16 protein-coding genes, 2 tRNA genes, 2 pseudogenes and 1 riboswitch are annotated in these 21,040 nt (G+C 56.7%); of the genes and pseudogenes, 13 read left to right on the forward strand and 7 right to left on the reverse strand.

The genetic code is table 11. From position 1 onward, the window contains the following. Nucleotides 1-443: 443 nt before the first annotated feature. Nucleotides 444-542, forward strand: a riboswitch (SAM-I-IV-variant riboswitch). 36 nt (nt 543-578) lie between these two features. Further along, the gene (locus DES45_RS23110; protein WP_147282488.1) at nt 579-785 is read left to right on the forward strand and encodes a hypothetical protein; all 207 of its coding nucleotides are present in this window, start codon (nt 579-581) and stop codon (nt 783-785) included. A 154-nt stretch (nt 786-939) separates the two neighbouring features. Here DES45_RS23110 and DES45_RS23115 read toward each other — a convergent pair whose 3' ends face one another. After that, on the reverse strand, nt 940-1,863 hold the full coding sequence (locus DES45_RS23115; protein WP_114773057.1) for a LysR family transcriptional regulator: 924 nt from the start codon (nt 1,861-1,863) through the stop codon (nt 940-942). Between the two features lie 169 nt (nt 1,864-2,032). Here DES45_RS23115 and DES45_RS23120 point away from each other — a divergent pair, with 169 nt between their 5' ends. The 9 genes from DES45_RS23120 to DES45_RS23160 all read left to right on the forward strand — a co-directional run bounded on the left by DES45_RS23120 (nt 2,033) and on the right by DES45_RS23160 (nt 12,173). Beyond that, entirely contained in the window at nt 2,033-2,845 is an 813-nt protein-coding gene (locus DES45_RS23120; protein ID WP_114773059.1) for an enoyl-CoA hydratase/isomerase family protein, read from the forward strand. Between the two features lie 4 nt (nt 2,846-2,849). Beyond that, nucleotides 2,850-4,490 carry a class I adenylate-forming enzyme family protein gene (locus tag DES45_RS23125; protein WP_245571855.1) on the forward strand — a complete coding sequence of 547 codons (1,641 nt, stop codon included), beginning with the start codon at nt 2,850-2,852 and terminating at the stop codon, nt 4,488-4,490. Beyond that, entirely contained in the window at nt 4,487-5,305 is an 819-nt protein-coding gene (locus tag DES45_RS23130) for an enoyl-CoA hydratase/isomerase family protein (protein WP_245571856.1), read from the forward strand. Before DES45_RS23125 ends, DES45_RS23130 begins: the two co-directional genes overlap by 4 nt. A 29-nt stretch (nt 5,306-5,334) precedes the next feature. Beyond that, the gene (locus DES45_RS23135) at nt 5,335-6,243 is read left to right on the forward strand and encodes an ABC transporter permease (protein ID WP_245571860.1); all 909 of its coding nucleotides are present in this window, start codon (nt 5,335-5,337) and stop codon (nt 6,241-6,243) included. Next, a complete protein-coding gene (locus tag DES45_RS23140) occupies nt 6,240-7,103 on the forward strand; it encodes an ABC transporter permease (RefSeq protein ID WP_114773063.1) in 864 nt (287 codons plus the stop codon). Before DES45_RS23135 ends, DES45_RS23140 begins: the two co-directional genes overlap by 4 nt. Before the next feature lie 64 nt (nt 7,104-7,167). Next, nucleotides 7,168-8,697 (forward strand): ABC transporter substrate-binding protein, encoded by a 1,530-nt coding sequence (locus tag DES45_RS23145; protein ID WP_114773066.1) that lies wholly within the window; start codon nt 7,168-7,170, stop codon nt 8,695-8,697. A gap of 2 nt (nt 8,698-8,699) precedes the next feature. After that, complete coding sequence (locus DES45_RS23150; RefSeq protein ID WP_114773068.1) at nt 8,700-9,704, forward strand: ABC transporter ATP-binding protein; 1,005 nt, start codon at nt 8,700-8,702, stop codon at nt 9,702-9,704. Then, on the forward strand, nt 9,697-10,713 hold the full coding sequence (locus DES45_RS23155) for an ABC transporter ATP-binding protein (protein WP_114773070.1): 1,017 nt from the start codon (nt 9,697-9,699) through the stop codon (nt 10,711-10,713). Before DES45_RS23150 ends, DES45_RS23155 begins: the two co-directional genes overlap by 8 nt. A gap of 77 nt (nt 10,714-10,790) precedes the next feature. Then, on the forward strand, nt 10,791-12,173 hold the full coding sequence (locus DES45_RS23160; protein ID WP_245571857.1) for an NAD(P)/FAD-dependent oxidoreductase: 1,383 nt from the start codon (nt 10,791-10,793) through the stop codon (nt 12,171-12,173). A gap of 849 nt (nt 12,174-13,022) precedes the next feature. Here the strand turns inward: DES45_RS23160 and DES45_RS23165 are convergent. After that, nucleotides 13,023-13,099: transfer RNA gene (locus DES45_RS23165), tRNA-Gln, on the reverse strand. Between the two features lie 1,218 nt (nt 13,100-14,317). On the opposite strand from DES45_RS23165, the pseudogene DES45_RS23175 reads away from it, so the two are divergent. Continuing rightward, nucleotides 14,318-14,533, forward strand: a pseudogene (locus DES45_RS23175) (transposase); the annotation flags it as partial. Nucleotides 14,534-14,940: 407 nt separating this feature from the next. Then, the gene (locus DES45_RS23180) at nt 14,941-15,819 is read left to right on the forward strand and encodes a hypothetical protein (RefSeq protein ID WP_147282489.1); all 879 of its coding nucleotides are present in this window, start codon (nt 14,941-14,943) and stop codon (nt 15,817-15,819) included. Nucleotides 15,820-15,884: 65 nt separating this feature from the next. Here the strand turns inward: DES45_RS23180 and DES45_RS25920 are convergent. From DES45_RS25920 to DES45_RS23210, 5 genes and pseudogenes are all read right to left on the reverse strand, one after another. After that, a pseudogene (locus tag DES45_RS25920) lies at nt 15,885-16,109 on the reverse strand (transposase); the annotation flags it as partial. A gap of 126 nt (nt 16,110-16,235) precedes the next feature. Then, on the reverse strand, nt 16,236-17,948 hold the full coding sequence (locus DES45_RS25925) for an IS630 family transposase (RefSeq protein WP_245571858.1): 1,713 nt from the start codon (nt 17,946-17,948) through the stop codon (nt 16,236-16,238). A gap of 327 nt (nt 17,949-18,275) precedes the next feature. Continuing rightward, a complete protein-coding gene (locus tag DES45_RS23200) occupies nt 18,276-18,533 on the reverse strand; it encodes a hypothetical protein (protein ID WP_114773082.1) in 258 nt (85 codons plus the stop codon). A gap of 51 nt (nt 18,534-18,584) precedes the next feature. After that, a complete protein-coding gene (locus tag DES45_RS23205) occupies nt 18,585-19,028 on the reverse strand; it encodes a helix-turn-helix domain-containing protein (RefSeq protein WP_114773084.1) in 444 nt (147 codons plus the stop codon). Between the two features lie 632 nt (nt 19,029-19,660). Further along, nucleotides 19,661-19,736: transfer RNA gene (locus DES45_RS23210), tRNA-Lys, on the reverse strand. Between the two features lie 721 nt (nt 19,737-20,457). On the opposite strand from DES45_RS23210, the gene DES45_RS23215 reads away from it, so the two are divergent. Next, on the forward strand, nt 20,458-20,745 hold the full coding sequence (locus tag DES45_RS23215) for a response regulator (protein WP_114773086.1): 288 nt from the start codon (nt 20,458-20,460) through the stop codon (nt 20,743-20,745). Nucleotides 20,746-21,040: the final 295 nt, after the last annotated feature.

Below are 21,040 nucleotides of genomic sequence, written 5' to 3' on the forward strand. Positions count from 1 at the left end.
TACATTAGGCTAGGCTTAAGGGTCAGCTGCGCGACCTGCCCAGTCTAAGTGCGATAAGGCGTATGTAGTCGCGAGGCTTGATCGTGTGACCCGGCGGCATCCGGCACAGCCAACCGATTTGTCTTCACAACACCCCGCAGGGGTGGATCTACAGCAGGCAGTTTGCCATTCCCACGAACCGGCCACGCTGCACGCCAGCGGCACGCTGCTACGAGAGAACAGGCGATGGAGGGAGGGTTGCATGGTTGGCAGGTGCAACCATGCAGTTAAGCCCCCTCCTGCGGCATCGCCGCAAAGGTCCACCACAGGACATGGCAGGCCGATGCGAGGCTCCTGGAAGGTGGAAGGGGGTACAGGGGGCGCAGGGTGTAACCCCTTTGTGCCAGGTTGTGCCTCTAATCCCTTTGAACCGTTCACCCCACCTGCTCATCGAGGGTACGGTTCTCCGTTATCCCGAGAGGGCCAAGAGCCCCGCCAACCAGCCGAGACCGGCAACGGTGGCAAAGACGATGTGGCCCAGAAGGGCAGCAATAGGTCTTGGTCCTCTGAAGATGCGTCTGTGCAAGCCGGAGGAAGACGTGGACAACCCCTACCGAAATTCAGACGACGGCAAATGTCTGGTCAGCGAGATCGAGCCGGGCTGGACGCTCGAGTACTATTTCGTCGACCACATCATGTGGGTTCGCGAAACCCGCAACGGCCGCTCTCTCGAGCAGCCGATCGGGGACGCCCTGTGTCAGGATCCGTTCGAGCGCGCGACCTACTTCGGCGGTATCGCGTTCTAGTGCAACGGACGAGAAGTTGGATCTGGTGAGTTGTGCATCTCAATAAGCCTGGAGCTATCTTGAAGCCGCCGATAGTGCGTCCACTTAAAGGTCCGATGCTCTAGTCGCACCCTATGAAATCCCATGAAGTGCCCTAGGATCTGTTGGCGCTCAACTACGCTCCACGCACATCCGAACTGAAAGAAAGCCCCGGCTCGAGCTCCCGTCCGACCTCTACCAGTTTGTCGCAGAACTCTTGAGCGAGGGGCGAAATAGGCCTGATGCTAGATACCAGCATGTGAGCATGGATTGGGATCTCTGGCTCGAACGGCCGAGCCACAAGCGTGGGAAAATGCCCCTCAGCATGAATAAACGAGTCGACGATCGCGATGCCGAGCCCTTGGCTGACGAACGAGCAAGCGCTGAAGCTCTGGTTAATTTCAATTGCCCTCTTCAGCCGAACTCCCTGCATGACGAATGCCTCTGAAACCCTGGCTCCAGTAGGTTCTGTGTCAGGGAACGTGATCAGCTCCTCACCCTCGAGGTCGATCGGCGACACGGAAGATTTTCGTGAGAGGCGATGCTCCTGCGGCAGCACGCAAATGACTCCCCCAGTCGATAGCAGCCGCGTGCTGACAGCGGCATCTCCTGAAGAGGGCTGACAGGTCCCGACATCGACCTCATTTCGTGCCACCCGTTCGACGACCTCGCGGGTGGATGTTGCCGTGACCTTCAACTCAACGAACGGCCTCTCTGCCCGGAATCTCCTCATCGCTTCAGCGACAAGCATGGCTGTCAGAGATGGGGCCGTGGCGATCTTGATCAGACCCTTCCTACCCGTTCGCAGGTCCTCGATCCTTTGCTTGACCCTCTCATGCCCTGACATGAGATCTGCAATAACCGGAAGAAGCGCATGTGCCTGTTCCGTTGCAACAATGCGTCCCTGAACGGTTTCGAACAGGACTAGCCCAATCTCTTCCTCAAATTGGCGGATGGTCTTGCTGATTGCAGGCTGCGACACATGAAGGAGGCGCGCAGTCTCAGTAACGGAACCCGTCTTGCACGCCGTCTCAACAACTTTGAGATGCCGAATATCCATTGGACCCTTCGATAACCAGTGGTTATTGAGTCATGAAAAAATATTCATTGTCAAGACAACGGCATCTGGTTAGCGTCACTCAAACGATAAAAACAAGTAACGACATATATTTGTCTGCCAGTCGAGATCGGCAGAGCCAATATCTACTGGGAGGAACGTAGGTATTGCTATGATGTACTATATTGAAGATCAAATCGCCCATTTCGTTCTTGACAATGGGAAGATGAACGTCCTGACGCCTCAGACGTACAAGGAATTCTATCACTTCCTGAAGGATTTCGAGATCAATCCCGAAGCCCGCGCTGGAGTCTTTTACGGCGCAGGCTATGCGGAAGGTCGATCCTTTTGCGCAGGTGACGACATCAAGAACAAGTATCGTCCGGAGCGCACTCGCCAACAGGAGCTGGAGGCATTCCTTTTCCTACACCAGAATGAGGGCGAGGAACCATCGCGCCCTGGCTGGGAAGAGGACGTTTATCGGCATCGCCGGTACAAGCCAATCGTAGGCGCAGTCAGCGGCTACTGCCTGGGAGCGGGCTTGGCTTGCCTCTTGCAGCACAGCGACATCCGGATTGCAGATCCAACATCAAAATTCGGCCTGCCCGAGGTTGCGTTTGGAGCCGCTGGTTTGTCCGCCGTCACGCGTCTGTCTCAGCATCTGGCCCCTGCCGATGCCGCCTGGATGGCACTCACTGGGGAGTTCATTGGCGCACGAGACGCCGAGCGCATCCGCCTGATAAACGAAGTGGTAGACACCGAGAACCTCATTCCTAGAGCCCTTGAAGTGGCAAAGCTGATTGCACGGCATCCGCCGACCGCCGTCAGGGTGGAAATGGAGGCGCTTGAAATCGGTCAGGCGATGGACCGCTACGATGCCGCGCGGTTCGGCCAGCAACTCTACAAGCTCCACCGTACGAACTACGAGGGCTATGGCTCCAAAGAAGGCTTCTTCGCAGATCGCACGAAGACAAGGGGATCATGAAGTCATGCTGATGGAAAAAGTCGTCGAAAGTGATGAAGAGTTCAGGCAGCGCGTCGAGGCTGAGCCGCTGCCGAAGAATCTTGGAGCGCTGCTTGACGACGCGATCTCTCAATATGGTTCCAGCCCCGCATGGGTATTCGTCGAGCAGGATCGCCCACCATTGTCCTGGCAGGACCTTGGGGACCTAGTTGCGCGATCGGCCAACTCCTTTGCTGCAATGGGAGTCAAGAAGGGCTCGCATGTCGGTGTCATGCTGCCGAACATCCCGGAAAGTCTTGCGGCCTGGCTCGCCATCGCTCGCCTTGGCGCGCGAATGATCCCAATCAATCCAGGGTATACACCCGATGAGCTGAAATACTGGCTCACCGACGGTGATGCCGAATTCCTCCTCATCGAGTCGTCGAAAATCGAGACCCTCTATGCTGTCGAGAAGGACGCTCCACTCCTGAAGCGGGATAGGGTCTCGGTTTGGGGAGAGGCGCTCAGCGATTTCCAACACTGGAATGGCCAGTTGGCCGAAGCCCCGGCGAATTTCCGTGCCCCCGACGACGTCGAACTCGATGACATCGTCAACATCCAGTATACGTCCGGATCGACGGGATGGCCCAAGGGATGCTTGCTGTCGCACCGGTATTGGATCCTGTGCGGAAAAGTGGTCTCCGAGGCCTGGCCAGGTCTTAAACGGATCCAATGCGACCTGCCCTTCTATTACATGGGTCCGCTCTGGCGCTTTACGATGGCGGCATTCAGCGGGGCTGCCCTCTGTGTCCCGCCCGCGTACAGCCTTAGCCGTTTCCGGGAGCGCATCCGCGATTACGCATATGATATGGCCTGGATGACTAATCCGGTCGCCATGCTCGAACCAGATCCGATTGAGCAAGAGCATCAGCTAAAACTGATCGCTACGTTCGGCATGGGACCGGCGTTGCAATCATCGATCGCGAAGCGGTACAAGGTGCCTGTGAGGGATGCCTTTGGCATGACCGAGATTGGGTTTGCGATTGGGTGCCGCCTGAATGACGACCGATCGGTTGGGATCGGCACCTGTGGCAAGGTTCTTCCGTTTCGAGAGGCCAAGATCGCTGACCCAGAGGGGAATGAACTTCCTGACGGTGAGATCGGCGAGCTTTGCATCGCGGGCCCAGGAATGTTGCAGGGCTATTATAAGAAGCCAGAAGCCACGAAAGCAGCCTTTCACGGAGAGTGGTTCCGAACGGGAGATCTCGCCCGCCGTGATAGTGAGGGGTTCTTCTATATCGTCGGTCGTATCAAGGACATGATCCGCAGAAGTGCTGAGAACATATCGGTTACGGAGGTGGAGAGTGCTCTCGCGACGATTCCGGAAGTTGAGGACATTGCCGTCCATGGCGTCAAGGACGAGAAGCGCGGCGAGGAGGTCAAAGCCTGTCTGATCCTTCGTTCGGGATTAACCACAAACGACCTGCCTCCTGAGAAGGTTCTCGAGCACGCCCGTAACCATTTGGCACGCTTCAAAGTGCCCCGGTACATCCAATACTATTCCAAATTCCCGCGTACCGGCTCCAATAAAATTGCGAAGAAGCGCCTCCAGGACGGAGAAGGTGAGTTCATTACCGGCACCTACGACTCCGCAACAGGAGCTTGGTTCGAGGTGGAAGCGAGATGACGATGACGGATCACCATCTTCTCCACGAGCTGAAAGACGGCGTCCTCACTCTCACGCTGAACCGTCCGGAGAAACTCAATGCACTGACCCCCGACATCTATAGGAGCATTGGCGATCACGTCATTCGGGCGGGGGAGCAAACTGACTGTCAGGTGATCATTGTAAAAGGGGCTGGGCGAGCATTCTCATCGGGCTTCGACCTGAAGCTTGAGGTGTCGCGTCGGACGCATGCGGAGAAGCTGCACACGCTACAGAATGTTGCCAATCGTGCCCGTTGGGCGATTTGGCACTCTGCCAAACCGGTCATCGCAGCCATCCACGGATACTGTCTTGGTGGCGCATTCGAGCTGATGCTGCCATGCGACTTTACCATTGCCTCAGACGACTGCCAGCTTGGTGAGCCCGAGATACGGTTCGGAATGGGACCTGCCTTCATGATGGTGCCCTGGATGACGGGCCATAAGCGGGCAAAAGATGTGTTGCTCACCGGTCGGCGTATTTCGGCTTCAGAAGCTCTCGATATAGGCTTTCTGACCTCGGTAGTGCCTTTAAACGAGCTTCAGGAGCATACAGAACAGCTCGTCGCCACTCTGAAAGCCATCCCCCCTGCAGCCGTGACCTTCAACAAGAAGGGCATCAACAGGGCATACGAAACCATGGGAATGGTGCCCCACATCGACAGTTGGAGTGAGACGGGGGCCTACCTCAGCTATGTGACTCATGAAGAAGGAAGCGAGTTCCAGCAGGTACTCGAAAGCAGCGGGACAAGCGCGGCTTTGAAATGGCGCGAGGAGCGGTTTGGCGACAAACCATGAAGCAACAAGGAGGGCGTTGATTGATCCGGGTGTTTCTGCGGCAGTCCGTTCTGGGGCTTCTCGTTGTCCTGTCAGCGTTGACCGTCACGTTCGTTCTGGTTCGGTTTAGCGGGGATCCCACCAGTATCATCCTCCCGCAAGAGGCGACGGAGGAGCAGCGCGAGGTGCTCCGCCAGCAACTCGGCCTGAATGAAAGTCTTCCGGCGCAGTACCTGACGTACCTCGGCAACGCTGCGGTGGGGAACTTTGGACGGTCGTATTTCGACTCGGAGGCAGTGACATCAATTGTCATAAGGCATCTTCCGAACACGCTGGTCCTCGCGGGAGCGTCTCTTGCGCTGGCATGTCTGTTCGCCATTCCGCTTGGCGTACTTGCCGCCGTCTGGAGAGACGGAGTGATCGACCGCTTCGTTCAGGTTGTCGCCGTCACGGGGGCATCGATGCCGTCCTTCTGGGTAGGACTGCTGCTGATCCAGATTTTTGCGGTCGGTCTCAACCTCTTCCCGACCTATGGAACCGGGTCACCGGCACATCTGATTCTGCCTGCCATCACACTCGCCATCTACGTCTTTCCAAGCCTTGCGCGCCTCACCCGATCGTCGATGCTGGAAGTTCTTCCGCAAAGCTATGTCATGGCAGCAAGGGCAAAGGGCATGCCAGAGGCACGGGTGATTGGTCGGACTGTACTCCGGAACGGTATGGTTCCGGTACTTGCACTTCTTGCGCTCGAGATCGGAAACTTGATCGGAGGCGCTGTCCTGACCGAAACGGTATTTGCCTGGGAAGGCATCGGACGTCTCGCGATCACCTCAATCCAACGCCGCGATTTCCCTGTCGTGCAGGGGGTCGTCGCCTATGTGGCGGTGGGCTTCGTCTTCGTCACCATGGCGGCGGAGATCGCCATCCGCTTGGTCAATCCGAAACTGAGGCACAAATGACTGAGGCAGTAGCACGCGCTATCAGTGCCCTGAGGCTGAACCGGGCCGTGCTGGCGATCGCCCTGATAGTGCTGGCCATCCTAGTGGCATTGGCTATTACAGGCGATGCACTTGCCCCGATGGATCCCGCCCAACAGTCGCTCCGGGCCCGGCTGAAACCGCCAGGGTTCGAGGGTAGGACAGGCATCCATTGGCTTGGCACCGACGCCGTCGGGCGTGACATCCTATCTCTCATAGTAGCGGGAGCGCGCCCTGCCCTCCTCGTGTCCGGGCTAGCGGTCGCGCTTGCCGGGTTCATCGGAGTACTCGTCGGAATGTTCGCCGGCTTTCGCGGCGGTCGAATGGTGGATCTCCTTCTCTACATCACCAACATCCAGCTCGCATTTCCATTCTTCCTTCTTGCTGTGACCATCGTGGGAATTGTGCGCCCATCGGTGTCCCTTGTCGTGTTTGTCATTGCCCTAGGATGCTGGGTACCGTTTGCTCGCATCGCCTACTCTGAGACCATGCAAATCGTCGAGCAGGAATACATCGAAGCAGTGCACGTCATGCGAGGCACGACGTTTCGCATCCTCCTTCGCCATGTTCTGCCTAATATCCTTCCCAATATCATTGTCCTTGCGACGTTCGCACTAGGCACCGCTATCGTTATGGAGAGCGGACTTTCCTTTGTCGGGTTGGGCGTGCCCACGAGGACGCCAACGTGGGGAAAGATGCTCAGCGAAGGGAGGGACTATATGCAGACAGCCTGGTGGCTGACCGTATTTCCAGGGTTCGCAATCTTCTTGCTGGTCCTGTCAATCAACGTCTGCGGCGAACGTCTGCGCGATATCACGGATCCCAAGCTCATGGGCCGATAGCGAATGGTCCATGGGAAAAGAGGAGAGACAGATGGGAACTCACACAAGCGAACGGAGGAAAGGCATGTCGTTTAAAGCAATACCGGCCACGTTTCTGACTCTTGGCCTCGCACTGGCATCAAGCACATTCCTTCCTTCAGAGGCCTTGGCGCAGAAGACTGTTGCGCGGGTCGCTCTCAGCGGTGGCCTGGACCGACTCGACCCAATCATGAGCGCGAATGGCACCGACCTGGTCGTCATGACGCAGATCTATGAGACGTTGCTCAAGCTTGATCCGAAAACCGGCGAACTGAAGCCCCACCTGGCGGAGGCCTACAGGCTCAAGTCCCCGACCGTCTGGGAAATCAAGCTTCGCAAAGGCGTCAAGTTTCACGACGGTACGCCGCTGACTGCGGCGGACGTAAAGTACACGATCGAACGAATTCTCAACAAAGACCTTGCGTCCGCGCACTACTCGCAGCTCACGACGGTCTCTGAAGTGCGGGTGATCGATGACTACACGGTCGAGATCGAGACGAAAAAACCCGACCCAGTTCTTATGCGTCGGATGCAGCCGATCGGCGGAAGCGGACGAGTCTTTATCGTCTCTAAGGCTTATTACGAGAAACATTCACCCGAGGAACTGACGAACCTGCCAATGGGCACAGGCCCGTACAAGCTGGGCAAATGGGAAAAGGGAGCCTCCCTCACGCTGGTTAAGAACGACAGTTATTGGGGCGACGCTCCCGATGTCGACGAGGGCGTCTTCACGTTCATTCCAGAAAACTCAACTCGTGTGAACGCGCTGCTTCAGAACGAAGTTGATGTCATTCAGCGTCTGCCGATTGCCGATGTCGAGCGCGTCAAGAAGTCTAGCAACGCCCATGTTGTGGCTAGCCCCAACGGCCTTGTCCATACGCTCCTGCTCGACTCGAGCAAGCCACCTTTCAATGACCTAAATGTGCGTAAGGCGTTCGCCCACGCCCTCGACACCGAGGAGATGGTTGAAGGCCTCCTAGGTGAGTACGGTCGGGTCCTCGGAGTACCAATGGGGCCGAACGTCCTGCAGTTTGACAGCAGCATCAAGCCTTATGAGCACAACCCCGAGCTTTCCAAGAAACTGCTCCAGGGCAAAACACCGATCAAACTGAACACGTTCACGTCGGACGGACGTTACGTCAATGATCGCGACTTCTACCAAGTCATCAATGAGCAGCTGAAGCAGGTTGGATTTGAGATCACCCCTCAAACCCTCGAATGGGGGCGTTTCATCAATATGATGCAGAACCGGAGCGGCGGTCCTTTCTATATTATTGGATGGGATTTCGGCGAAGGTGATGCAAGCAAGATGAACTCCTTCCTACAATCCTCTTCGGCCCTCTCTGTGACCCAGGATCCAGAATACGACCGCCTCGTTACTATGGCTGGTGAGGAGACTGATGAGGCAAAGCGGACTGAAATTTGGAAACAGGTGCAGAAGTATGTGCACGACCAGTATTTCGTCGCGGCAGTTTGGCAGGCATCCTCTCTGTATGGGTTCTCCAACAAGTTCGACTGGGTAGCGAACTTCGGTGAGAATCTGGCCCTGTCTGAATTCAAGACCGTGAAACAGTGAAGATGGGCGTCATATCGGAGCCTGTGACGGCTCCTCCGACACTCGCCGTCAGGGACCTGAACGTTTCGTTCAGGTCCCTGGGTGGCGAGGTACGGATCGTCCGGGATATTAGCTTTGAAATACCGAGAGGAGAGGTCTTCGCGATCATCGGTGAGTCCGGATCTGGGAAGTCCACGACAGCCCAGGCTATAATGGGGCTTCAGCCCAAAGGGGCCACAGTACGAGGGCAAATCCTCCTTGGAAAGGATGACATTCAGGCCATGGCCCCTCGTGCCAGGCGGCGGCTCAACGGCCAGCGTGTGTCATTGATCAGCCAGGACGCATTATCCGCTCTCAATCCCTGCACAACGGTGGGCTATCAGATTGCCGAAGTTCTGATGGTACACCGCGGTGTTGCCAAGCAAGAGGCGATGGCAAGAGCGGTCGAACTCCTCTCGCTCACGGGCATTCCCGCGCCGTCCGAACGCGTAAACCACTACCCGCATCAATTTTCGGGCGGCATGCGTCAGCGTGCGCTTATTGCCATAGCCCTCGCTTTGGAGCCTGAACTGCTCATTGCTGACGAGCCAACGACCGCGCTCGACGCCACGATCAAGGCGCAGATCTTGACGCTTTTGGCATCGCTGCGTGAGAGATTCGGCATGTCGATCCTGTTGATCACACACGACATGGGAGCCGTCGCGAGGTTAGCCGACAGGGTTCTCGTAATGTATGCGGGGCAAGCCATGGAGGTTGGCGACGTCGCAAGCGTGTTCGCTAGGCCTGAGCATCCGTATACCCGCGCACTCTTAGAATCTATGCCTAGGCTCGACAAACATGGGGCCTTGCTGGAAGCCATTCCCGGAACCCCGCCCTCCCCGAGCGAGGTCGCGCACGGTTGTCCATTTCAACCTCGCTGTGCATTTGCTGGCGATATTTGTCGCGAGCAGATGCCGCCTGCCGTCGAGCGTTCCAACGGTGGCCATGTTGCCTGCCATTTCGCTCTGCGGGAGATGAATTATGCTTAGCCTCGTTCATTCCAATGATTCCATTAAGCCGCGTTCGGAAATTCCGCTCCTCGAAACGAGTGATCTGACAAAGACCTACTCGATCGGTGGGGGCATGTTCTACGAACCGCTACAGCTTCAAGCGGTGAGCGGCGTCTCCATTCGCGTGGAAAAGGGAAGAACGCTGGGTATTGTCGGCGAATCCGGATGCGGGAAATCAACGCTTTCGCGGATGCTTGCTGGGCTCACGCCGCCAACCTCCGGAAGTATTCTTCTTGATGGATGTGACGTAACTGGGCTGCCGAACGCCGAGCGCAAGAGAGTGCTACGCGACGTGCAGATGGTCTTCCAGTCACCTTATAGTTCCCTCAATCCCCGAATGAGGGTTGCCGAGATCGTCCGAGAGCCGCTCGACGTCCATATGAGAAGCCTCTCCAAAAAAGAGCGTGACGAGCGCGCCCTGAGCATTCTGAACCGGGTGGGAATTTCCCGAGAGATGGCCCGGAGGTACCCGCATCAACTCTCGGGAGGGCAGCAGCAGCGGGTTGGAATCGCCCGAGCGCTCGTTTCAGAGGTCCGCTTGGTGATATGCGATGAGCCTGTGTCCGCGCTCGACGTGTCGGTGCAGGCTCAGGTGATCAATCTCCTGCGCGAGCTGCAACGCTCCCTTGGCGTCGCCTATATATTCGTGTCACACGACTTGGCAGTAGTTGCGAACATCTCCGACGATATTGCGGTGATGTATCTCGGCAAAGTCGTCGAGTACGGTCGAGCGGAAGATGTTCTACAGCGACCGCGCCATCCTTACACCCAAGCACTCGTTGACAGCGCGAACATCCCAGATCCTGTCCTAGAAAAGTCCCGCAAGCCGCGGATCCTCACGGGAGAGATCCCGCGGCCGACTGATCCGCCTTCGGGCTGCCGCTTCCGGACCAGATGCTGGATGGCGCAGGATCGATGCGCGGTTGAGGTCCCGGCCCTTGTTCGCCGGGGAAACTCTCCACAAGCGGTTGCCTGCCATTTCGCGTGACGCCACTCACTGGTGATTGAACCAAAATGTCCGAAAATAACTACTCATGCCCGAAACCCAACAAGGTCTCATGGTGGATGCAGGAGGCCCTCGGGAATGAAGGTGGAACGCCTCCGACACCGGAGCTTCAAGGCCGGACCGAGACAGACATCGTTATCGTCGGAGGCGGCTTCACTGGATTGTGGACGGCGCTCTTGCTCAAGGAGCGGAAGCCCGATCTTAGCGTGGTGCTGATCGAGGCGCATCTCTGCGGATCTGGTGCAAGCGGCATGAATGGCGGCAAGGTCCACGGATACTGGGGCGGGCTCAGCGGCCTCGCGGCCTCTCTAGGGGCAGATGCCGCCTTAGAAGCAGCACGCCTAGGAACAATGGCTCAGGATGCGATCCGCTCGTTCTGCACAGCGGCAGGACGAGACGTTTGGTGGAAGGAGGCTGGGAACCTTCGCGTTTCTACCTCGGATGCTCAAGACATAAAATTGCGTAACGTCATCGAAACGGCAAAGCGGCTCGGAGTGTCAGACACTGCAGTACAGTTGGATAAGGGTGCACTCAATGAACGCATTCGATCCCCTAGATTCCGCCAAGGAATATATTATCCTGAAGGGGCGAACGTCCAACCAGCTCGACTTGCGCGCGAGCTGCGCAAAGCTTGTCTCCAAGCCGGAGTCGCAGTCTACGAAAACACACCTATGACCGCTATCGAAGAGGGTGACGTCTGCCTGATCAAAACTGCTAAGGGAGAGATCCTCTGCAAGCAGGTCGTCCTCGCAACGAACGTTGCGCTATCCGCCCATCGCCTCGCCTCTCCGCACGTTGCCGTCTTCTCCTCTTACGCGGTGATGAGTGAGCCTATTTCCGAGCTACATGACAGGATTGGATGGCGCGGAGACGAGGGAATAGCGGATCTGCGCATGTTTGTGCACTACTTTAGAAAGACCCAGGACAATCGAATTCTCATGGGTTCAGGCTCAGGGCCCATTGCCTACAGCTCACGCTATGGCGACTCGGCAATGAACGAGGATATCGCATCGGCTGCAAGGGCACAGGCAGCTCTATCCCGGCTTCTGCCGGAACTTGGTAAGCCGCGAATCGATAAGGCCTGGGGCGGCGCGATCGATGTTTCGTCTGACCGCTTGCCATTCTTCCTGTCGTCGCCAAAGGGGCGCGTTCACATTGGGTGTGGGTATTCGGGGCATGGCGTGAATGCCACCCGCATTGGTGGAGAGTGCTTGTCGTCACTGGTCCTGGGCGAGAAGAACAAGTGGACGAATTCGCTGTTCTGCCGCAGGGCGGTGCCGAAGTTCCCTCCGGAACCGTTTCGGACCGTTGGGGGTCGTCTCGTGAGAGCTGCAATTCTCTCGTGCGAAGAGGCTGAGGATCGCGGCGTTCGTCCCCACGTTGCAGCTCGGTTTGGCGCTTGGCTCCCTAAGGCTCTTAATATAAAAGTTGGGATGCGTTAGACACCGCACACTTAGGCCGTGCTCGGAATTCCGTGGATCAGTTACAAGCTTGATGAGCTGATCACGGAGTACGAGCATCAGCCAGTCCGACTGAGCCTTCCATACCAAGAGGTCCGCTGTTCTCTCGTCTTAAGACGGTTTGTACAACGGTGCGCGCAACGAGGCGATCCTTAAGAGCGGCAAATGATTCCCGCCACGAAGTGGCCCGACAATATCTACATGCCCGGTGGTGCTGGCCTGATACAGGCTCCAAACCGTATCCATGGGGCTGGGAATGTCGCGAAAGACTGTGGCAGCCAGTTTGTCCTCGTCATGGACTCCGCATGGCATCTGGACCCAGACCTAAGCTCGCTACCGGAGCAGTTTTTCCATTTGCGACTTCCAGCCAATCATAGGCAAGGGCACGGCACACACATCCCAAGCGCTCTCGCCACCGAGATGATAGCTTGGTTCACCTCCCGCGCAGAGCATCAACCTCGAATTTCGGTCCCGAGAACGCCCTGTAGCCCGAGCAACTCACAGTGCAATTCTGTTGCCCAGCGGGGATGTCTCTGACCGGCAGTGGAGGCAACGGGAGACGCAGCCTACCAGCGTTAGAACCTTCGGTGCCTTTTAGAATAACTTGTCACACCTGCTCCGAGTGGCTGCAGCTGGACTCACGCCAAGGTGCGAAATGGCAGTAACCAACCAAAGTTGGGTGTGATTCAGCCAACGGCAGCCATCAATATCCGCCTATCTTTGGCGCAGGTACAGGATCGACTTTGGCATACCACTGGCACACCAGATGACAGCCGCGCCTATACAGAGACGACTTCCGGCAGCTAAATCTTCGATTTCAAAGGAAAGAAATGGCGCACCCGACTCGATTCGAACGTGTGACTTTTGGCTTCAGAGGGCAACGCTCTATCCAGCTGAGCTACGGGTGCTTGAGGCGGTCGAAGACACTTGTCCGTTCCAAAACAGCTTTGAAGTTCAAGCCGTTACGACTGCTAAGATAACGATCGTAGACCTAATAGCAAGTGCCTAGGTAGCTGGTTAGCGTCCCCATATTCTGACTTTCCGTCACACTCACTGTGACAACCCGTGCGACAAGTCGAGAGCCCATATGCCACGCCCATCCGCCTTTCCCGCCAGCCCCCCAACAATAAGACTCATTGGCTCGACTCCGGTCTAATTGCGCTTAAGCCTGAGCCTCTGGACCCCATCGGCGATGATTCCCGAAGCGATATCCTATTCTCACGCGCATCTATTCGTATAACGCTACTTCCAATCCCGTGATGACATATGGCAGGATTGTGGCAAGGCAGCCATACAGAGCGCCATCCATCCGGGGGTACGTAGGATTGACGGCAGGAACCACGACACAGCAACCCAGCCTCCATTTAGAGCCTATTAGCCCTCCGACTCCTTGGCCCAATGCGAATGCTCGGCTACTCGGCCTTGGCGCGGGCCTGCCGATGGACCCATTGGGAAGACTTGAGCTCTTTAGTCCAAAGGACTTTGAGCGGTTTACTCTCGAATGGGCGAGTGACTATCTAAGCAAGCATCTTCCAGGTGTTTACGAGGTCCAACAGCGTGGCGGCGCAGGCGATAAGGGTAGAGATGTTATTGTCTGGCTTGACCCACCTCATGTGAAGTCACGGCGCTGGCATCTGTATCAGTGCAAGCATTATAGCACTTGCCTAGGAGCCGACGCGGCATCTGCGGAGATTGGTAAAATCCTATATCACACCGCGAATGGAGCATACTCACCTCCAGTCGAATACTGGTTTGTGACGCACAAGGATGTGACATCTCCATTACAGGATCTTATCGATAATCCTAATGATCTTAAGAACTTTATTCTCAGCAACTGGGATAAGTATTGCTCTGAAAAGATCACCTCAAAGGTCAAAATCAATCTCTCCACGCAGCTAGAGACACACATAAAGACATTCGATTTCAGTATATTTCGCGTGAAGCAACCCCTCGATTTGATCAAAGAGCACAGCCAAACCCGTTATCATTTTACGGCATTTGGCGCTCCCCTCTTAGAAAGGCCACCCCCACCGAAGCCTCCATCATCTGTGGTCCTGCCCCGCTAAACTGGTCCATTGAGAGGACAACTTTTCCGGGCATTTTGATCCTTGAGGAGGGTCAGTGCCATGAAGAGATCACGGTACACGGAAGAGCAGATCGCCTTTGCGCTGCATCAGGCCGAGAGCGGCACGCCGGTATCTGAGGTGATCCGCAAGATGGGGATCACCGAGCCGACCTTTTACAGGTGGAAGAAGCAGTTCGCCGGCATGGGCGTGGCTGAGATCCGCCGCCTCAAGCAGCTCGAGGACGAGAACGCCCTGCTTAAGAAGCTCGTGGCGGATCGGGCTGATCGGATGCGGCAGCTTCTTTCGGCTCGCCTGTAACCACGATCCCTACAGGCTGTAGAGCACCCAGACCTGGACTCGAACCCAAGTGGTCGGATGCCCATGCGGTTTTCCGGTCTATGGCCGATCTAGTGATCTTCACAGAAGGCCTGCCGCGGAGAGATCTGTCTGTTGAAAGAAGCTGACGATCACTTCGAGTTGATCTTGCAGGCGTCAGAATTCGCGGCGGACCAGGCAGTGCAGATCGACGACTAATCCAGGTAGCACATTGGCCATCGCGCTTAACGAGGGTATTGCCTTGCTCCTCCGGTTTGAGCTCTGTTGCATAGCCTGCGGCTTGAAATGTGTTCAAGCCTATGATCCTAAAGGACCGATACAGCCCGCAGAGTGGATCGTAGAGCAAAATGAAAAATGGTTTCCGTGTTCTGGCGATTTGCGCTTCAGTCGCCGCTACTGGTCCGGTGATTGTCTACCCCGCCACCGCACAATCTAAGAAGCCACAGGCACCTGGTGGGATATCTGCTGAACCAAAGGGCTGTTCTCGAATTCCGGAAGTTTATGCGTACGTCAATGAATCAAACATCGATCTTGCAAATGCTTTGTCCAGACTGGACTTGCAGAAGCAAGAGCTAGAGAAAACCGACGAGTTTGAAAAGCGAAAGCGCGACGCCTGGGCCAACATCAGCGTTCCGATGGGCAACATTGGGAACCGGCGCTTCCATGATTTCTTTGCTCCCATCAAAAAAACTTGGTTCAAGTACGACGTCGATAAAGAGCAATTCTGGCATAAGCCGAACGTAGGCGAGAGCTTTCTAGGTGGCGGTTCCGATACGAATGTGTTCGGCAATGGCTACATAGCCAGTTCACACATCACGTATGAATTGAAATGGAAACCCCTCGGCACTTATGAGGGCAGCAATGCCTTTGGCAATAAAACCACTGTACATGTTGCAGATGTCCAGCAGTTTGCACTTGATCTACCTGAAATTTACAGCGTGGACGACATGGGCAAGCCGAAGCAGAGTTTCGCTATTCCTATGCCGAGAGCAAAGCTCGGTGGTTCTTTGGACGACATCGGAGTTCTAATTTTGGGTGATCTCCGAAAGCACGGGTATGCCCGCATTACCGACCGCCAAGAGCCGACACTGCAGCTTCCACTCGACAAGAGGATGACGAAGCACGTCTTCTTCGTCAGCCCGGTATGTGCGTACCTGTACAATATTAAAACCCAGACCGTTCTAGCTGAAATCCCTCGCTTTGGGAGGGGCTGGGGTGAGTTTTAACAAATCTCACGTAAGTCTAAGTACTCACGGCCACAGATCCGCTGACAATATGGGTTCTCGATCTAGCGCTGTACGACCGCCTCATCGGATAGGTTGAAAGTGTGCTGGAGATAGGACAAGCCCACCATCAGCCGGGTGGGCTTGGCGGGCCGCCTATGGGACCGGTAGAAGCGGCCGAACTCTTGATGAAACTTCTTCCATTCAATCAACCCCGCTAGGCGAAACAGCTCGTGACGGTGATTGAGGATCTGATCAAGACGGCTGCGGTAGAGGTCGCATGAGTCACACATGCCCCATGAGCGACTGATCACGCTTGGTCCCATTTGAGCGCATCGCGGATCGACACCGCCGTGGTGCCGCTATTAACGGCTCCGCCTCATCCCACCTCGGCGACAGCAATCGCCTTCGATCTCTGTTCAGCGGTAGTTAGAGTCTTTGCAGTTATTAGCCGCCGAAAAGACAGCTGGCTGTCGCTCGCACCTCCAGATCTTCTCACCTGCACGCTTTGGATGTGCCTCAAAGTCGGCATTGCGCTCAGCGAAGTAGCGGTCAATCGCGGCCTTTGCTTCGTTTACGCTGGAATAGTTGCTGTTGTGTATGACCGCCCGTGCCATGCCGCTAAAGACAGACTCGATCACATTCAGAAATTGAGCGCCGGCCGGCAGAGGCACCGTTACGACGAGCGGCCTTATGCAGAGATGTGCAGATGCATTGTGCTTGGCAATCCACCCGCGCAGTCGTTTCGACATATGCCACGATGCAGCATCCCACGACAGGTAAAGGGTTCGGTAAGCCGGGCAGGTCTCGACTAGAGCCTCGGCCATGCGGATCATTTCAGTGGTGTTTTTCTTCTCACTGTAAAAGTGCGTGATCCGGTTCTGCGAGAGTTCCAGGGCCGCTGTGATGATCAAACAGCCATGTGATTTCTGGCGCTGTGGCACTGTCCGGAGCTCGCCGGGAGGGGTCAGTGCCCGACCACCGTGCATCTTCACAGCGAACGGGCCGAACTCATCGATCGAGAAGAAGGCCTCATCCGGCTGAAGCCGCGACAGGACTGAGCGCAGACGGTCGAGTTTCTCGGAGTAGTCGGGATCAGTCGATGTCAGGACGATGCGAGCCTTGCGCCAGCGCCAGCCTGCCTGATGCACGATTTTGCGGATCGTGTCGCGACAGGCGGGGTGACCCTTATCGGAGAGGACATGGCTTAACGTGGCCATAGTCCACGTGGTCCGGTTGACCCCGTAGTTGCGTGGCGGTTTATGGAGGGTCGCAAAGATGAGGCTCTTCAAGCCTTCATCGTCCAGCTTGCGGCTTGCCGCGGTGCGCCCCGCAAAGAGCGTTTCCGCCCCACCTTGACCAAACGCCTGCAGGTAGCTGTGATAGGTTTTTCTATCGATGCCGAGGAAAGTACAGATTGTGTCTGCCTTCCAGCCACGGATGTTTGCAAGCACTGCCAGAGATCGGTTCCGTTCGGACAGGCGACCCTCATAGAAGTTGTTCAGCAGTGTGCTTAAATCGCGCACGCCGCCCAGCTCACCGCGAAGAGCAGCGCCGCTGATTTTCTTCTGAAGCACCTTCCGCATCCAGGTGAAAGCTGCCCGGTTGCTCAGCTCCTCTTGATATGCCTCTGCCGTGTTGTCGGCGGCAGGGCCGCCTGTCGTTGAGAGCTCGCTGAGAGCCCTCTGAGCCTTCGAGGAACAAGTCCTGCGGGCTAGCCGCACCAAGAATGTGACAGCAGACCGCCTGTCGAGCAACTTGGTATGGTCGTAGGCGGCCTCCCATAGCCTACGCTCTTTGTGCTTTAGAGAGCTGACATAGTTTCGGACAGTGCCACAGCTGCCGCTGTAGCCTTGTTCACGCATGCGTTCGTAGATTTCATGAGGAGAAGGAATTGGCGTCCCGGACGCGACATCCTCGTTCTTGAGCATTCGCCGGATCATGTCTATGTAAGGACCGAGCTTGGGAAATGTCCGTTGTTTCGGCCCGTACGATACTGGCTGTGGATACCTGAGCATCTTTCGGACCGTGTTGATGCTGATCCCGGTGTCGCGGACAACCTGCTTTCGTGAGACGCCCTCCACCAGAATGCGGTGGCGGATTCTCAGCCATTGATCTGTATCGCTGTACATTGAGGATACCTCCTAAATCGGATGGGGCCTCAAATCATTGACACGCCATGGGTCCGCCGACGCAGCGCTCACCGCATGTTTACTGCAGTCAAGCCGAGCGGATTTACGGACGCATTAGGCGCAGCCCTTGGGCGTCATATCCTCCAACCCATTCTCTCTTAACGGCTCCAAGAGTCCGCGCAGCATCTCGATCATCTCGGCCGCCTCGATGAAGAGAGCCTGAGCCTCAGCCGGCGGAATCCCTTGGTCATGTTCGGATGCGGCCCAAAGGCGATCAACAAGATCAGGACCAGGCATAGAGCACCTCCATCTATGGGCGGTCTGAAACTACTCTGAGCGGTTTGCTGGATACCGGCAAACCACTTGGTGCACCTCGATATGGAAGTGCTTGCGGTCTCCTGTCAGGATCTCGGCCATGTCATCAATCCGGCTGATGATGTCATTGGCCAGCAGTTTGTCAGGCGTCCCGAACGGGATCTGAGACAGGCAGAGCTTCTGCCGAGCCTCGCCCAGCACCTTCAGGATCTCAGGCCCTTCTACCTTGCGAAATATCTCGATCGGCAAAAGCTTCGACCGGCGACTCATTATATGCTCTCCTAAAATGAGAACATATTGAGAACATCGGATGGATGTCAGTCAAGCTCCCAATCGCGCGCTCGCTGACCGTCTCATCTCTCCCCGAATAGGCTGCCCCGTCCTATCGGCCTGGATCTCTTTAAGAGCACGCTTCACAGCCATACGCGCTGCATCGATGTGGCCTGCCGCGAGTAAGTCGTCCACGATCTTCAACGTCATCACAGCGTCCGGCCGCTGCCTTATGCCTTGGATGGGCTGTGGCACGTGAGGGACTAGCTCTACCTCCCCAGCGACTTCGTCCCCCTCGCCCGTCAGGTAAGCCGCACTGCACTGAAGAACCGACGCGAGGCTTTCGAGTGCCTGCGTGCTCGGGTTTGTGGAACGTCCAGTCACCAGATCCTGGATGAAGCCAGCCTCAAGACCCGCGTCTAATGAAGCTCTGCGCCAAGAGATTTTCAGGGTGTTGACCCGCTCGCCAATGCGCTGTCTGAGAATCTCGTTCACGCCCTGCTCCCTCGGATCGAGACGGAATGGAAAGCAAAAAAGCGGGGAGGCGGTACATCCGCGCTCCCCGCCAACCTTTCGGCTGCGGTGATCTTCGGCCGTGTATGGTTAACAAGCCGCTAACTGTCGGGGCGAGAGTTCGCAGGGTAGCCGTTCGGGAGCATGATCAGCCGAACCGCTCCGTCGCCCCAAACAGCTGGCGAGAACAATGGGGCCTCTGTCGCACGCCTCCGGCGAGTGCCACGTCAAACGGCCCGTGATGCTTTGGACGAAAACATTTGGAGTGGTCGGAAGTTGCTACGTGGGTCGGGCGGAGGCTGCGCGTCGGGGGTGGGGCCAGTGTCTCCAGCCCGAGGCCGGTCAGATCTCAGCGCCTTGTTCGGGGCGCTCCATCCCTAGTGCGTCGAATCGATAAGACCTCGAGTTTGCCATGACCAGCTTGGGCTCATTTGCCTCGGGTCAGCCCGATTCTGGGCGTTAGAGGGACGCGTATGATCCTCGCGTAAATTTGGTGCTTTGGGAACGGCCCTATGAGCACATTCAGTCTGAATAGCCCAGCCTGCGGTGGTAGCTATACGGTTGCTAGGCTCTGCTGAGCTAGCTGCCGATCTTCGCTAAGTTGTTGCAGAGATTGGTGGGTGATGTAGGGCTCGAACCTACGACCCGCTGATTAAGAGTCAGCTGCTCTACCAACTGAGCTAATCACCCGTCTCAGAAGCAGATGCTGCCTAGAGCGTTGGCGGCTCATAGGCAACCCACACCGGATAATCTCTTTCGTCAGCGACAACTCGTCACTGACTGATTCGGAACGGTTGAATCTGGACGGGATGCGGTACGTTCCCGATGCGTTATCGCAGACACCAGTGATCTTTTCGCGGCGGTTACCCCTAGTGTTACCCGGGAGGATCTCTCAGCACGACGTGGGGCTATCAAACCCGCTTAAGTCATTGTTTTTATTGGCGAATCCGGCAGGGCTCGAACCTGCGACCTACTGCTTAGAAGAAAGTAACTCAGTCAGTAACCCTTTGATTCATAAGGGTTGCAGTTCCCAACCCCGAAGCGCAAACGGGAAATAACGTGTCGGAAGAGCCAGGGGTTTGGGAACCGCAGATCCTGCTGCTTAGGTGCGAACATTGGTTCAAACGGCACAGGGTTTTCACTCAGATCAACCCGTGCAGTCCAAATATGATTTTGAGCACCCTGCTCTGCCCCTGAGCGGCAAACCGCATTCTCGATCTTTCAGGTTTGTCTCTCGGTCATCCAGATCTTGCGCCTGAACGGGTCCGACGCATCGGGTCTTTTGACACCGAGCGGCGCCTGCAGGACAACTTGCGGCACTGCCGATCCACCATGTGGGCTTGGTACGCCTCGCGAAGATCAGAGGCCCGTACGTTCATGACCGACTTCCCTCGATGAGGCCGGGTTTAAGGTGTTTGAAGCCGTCAACGCGGACGACGCTCTTGCCGTCCTTGAAACCCGCCCAGATGTGCAGGCGGTCGTGACCGACATCGAGATGCCCGGAGCGCTGGCCGGGATCGAGGTGGTGGTCACCTCTCGGCGTCAACGACCCGGGCCGGAGGACCTGCTGGAACAAGCGGCGTTTCTCGCCAAGCCCTACCTGCCCGAGACTGTCATCCAGGTCATCCGGAAAATGGCCACGCCTCAGGTAGTCGAAGCGGCCCCCGCTGTCAGCGGCCAAGCCGCGGGAGCCACTTGACGGAGAGGGTGCCGGTCAAGCCGCGCGGCGGGTGATCCAGGCGCCCAGACACAGGCAGGCAAAGAAGCGTAGCGGTGGCTCGAACCGACCTTCCGCCAGCAGCAGCGGCTAGCTCGCGAAGGCGTAGCGATTGCCCGCGTGAATCAAAGGCCGCTCCCGGCTTTAGTCTTGTGGCCAGCGAACGCAGGATGTCCCGCTTGGCTTCGTCCCCCGGCAGGTGGTGCAGCACCTCAGTCAGGGTGGCGGCGTCGAAAAAGGCGATCCGCCGGCAAACCTTGGTACAGTCGAAGTTCCC

Origin of the sequence: Microvirga subterranea, assembly GCF_003350535.1 — a bacterium.
In the GTDB taxonomy this organism is placed as follows: Bacteria; Pseudomonadota; Alphaproteobacteria; order Rhizobiales; family Beijerinckiaceae; genus Microvirga; species Microvirga subterranea.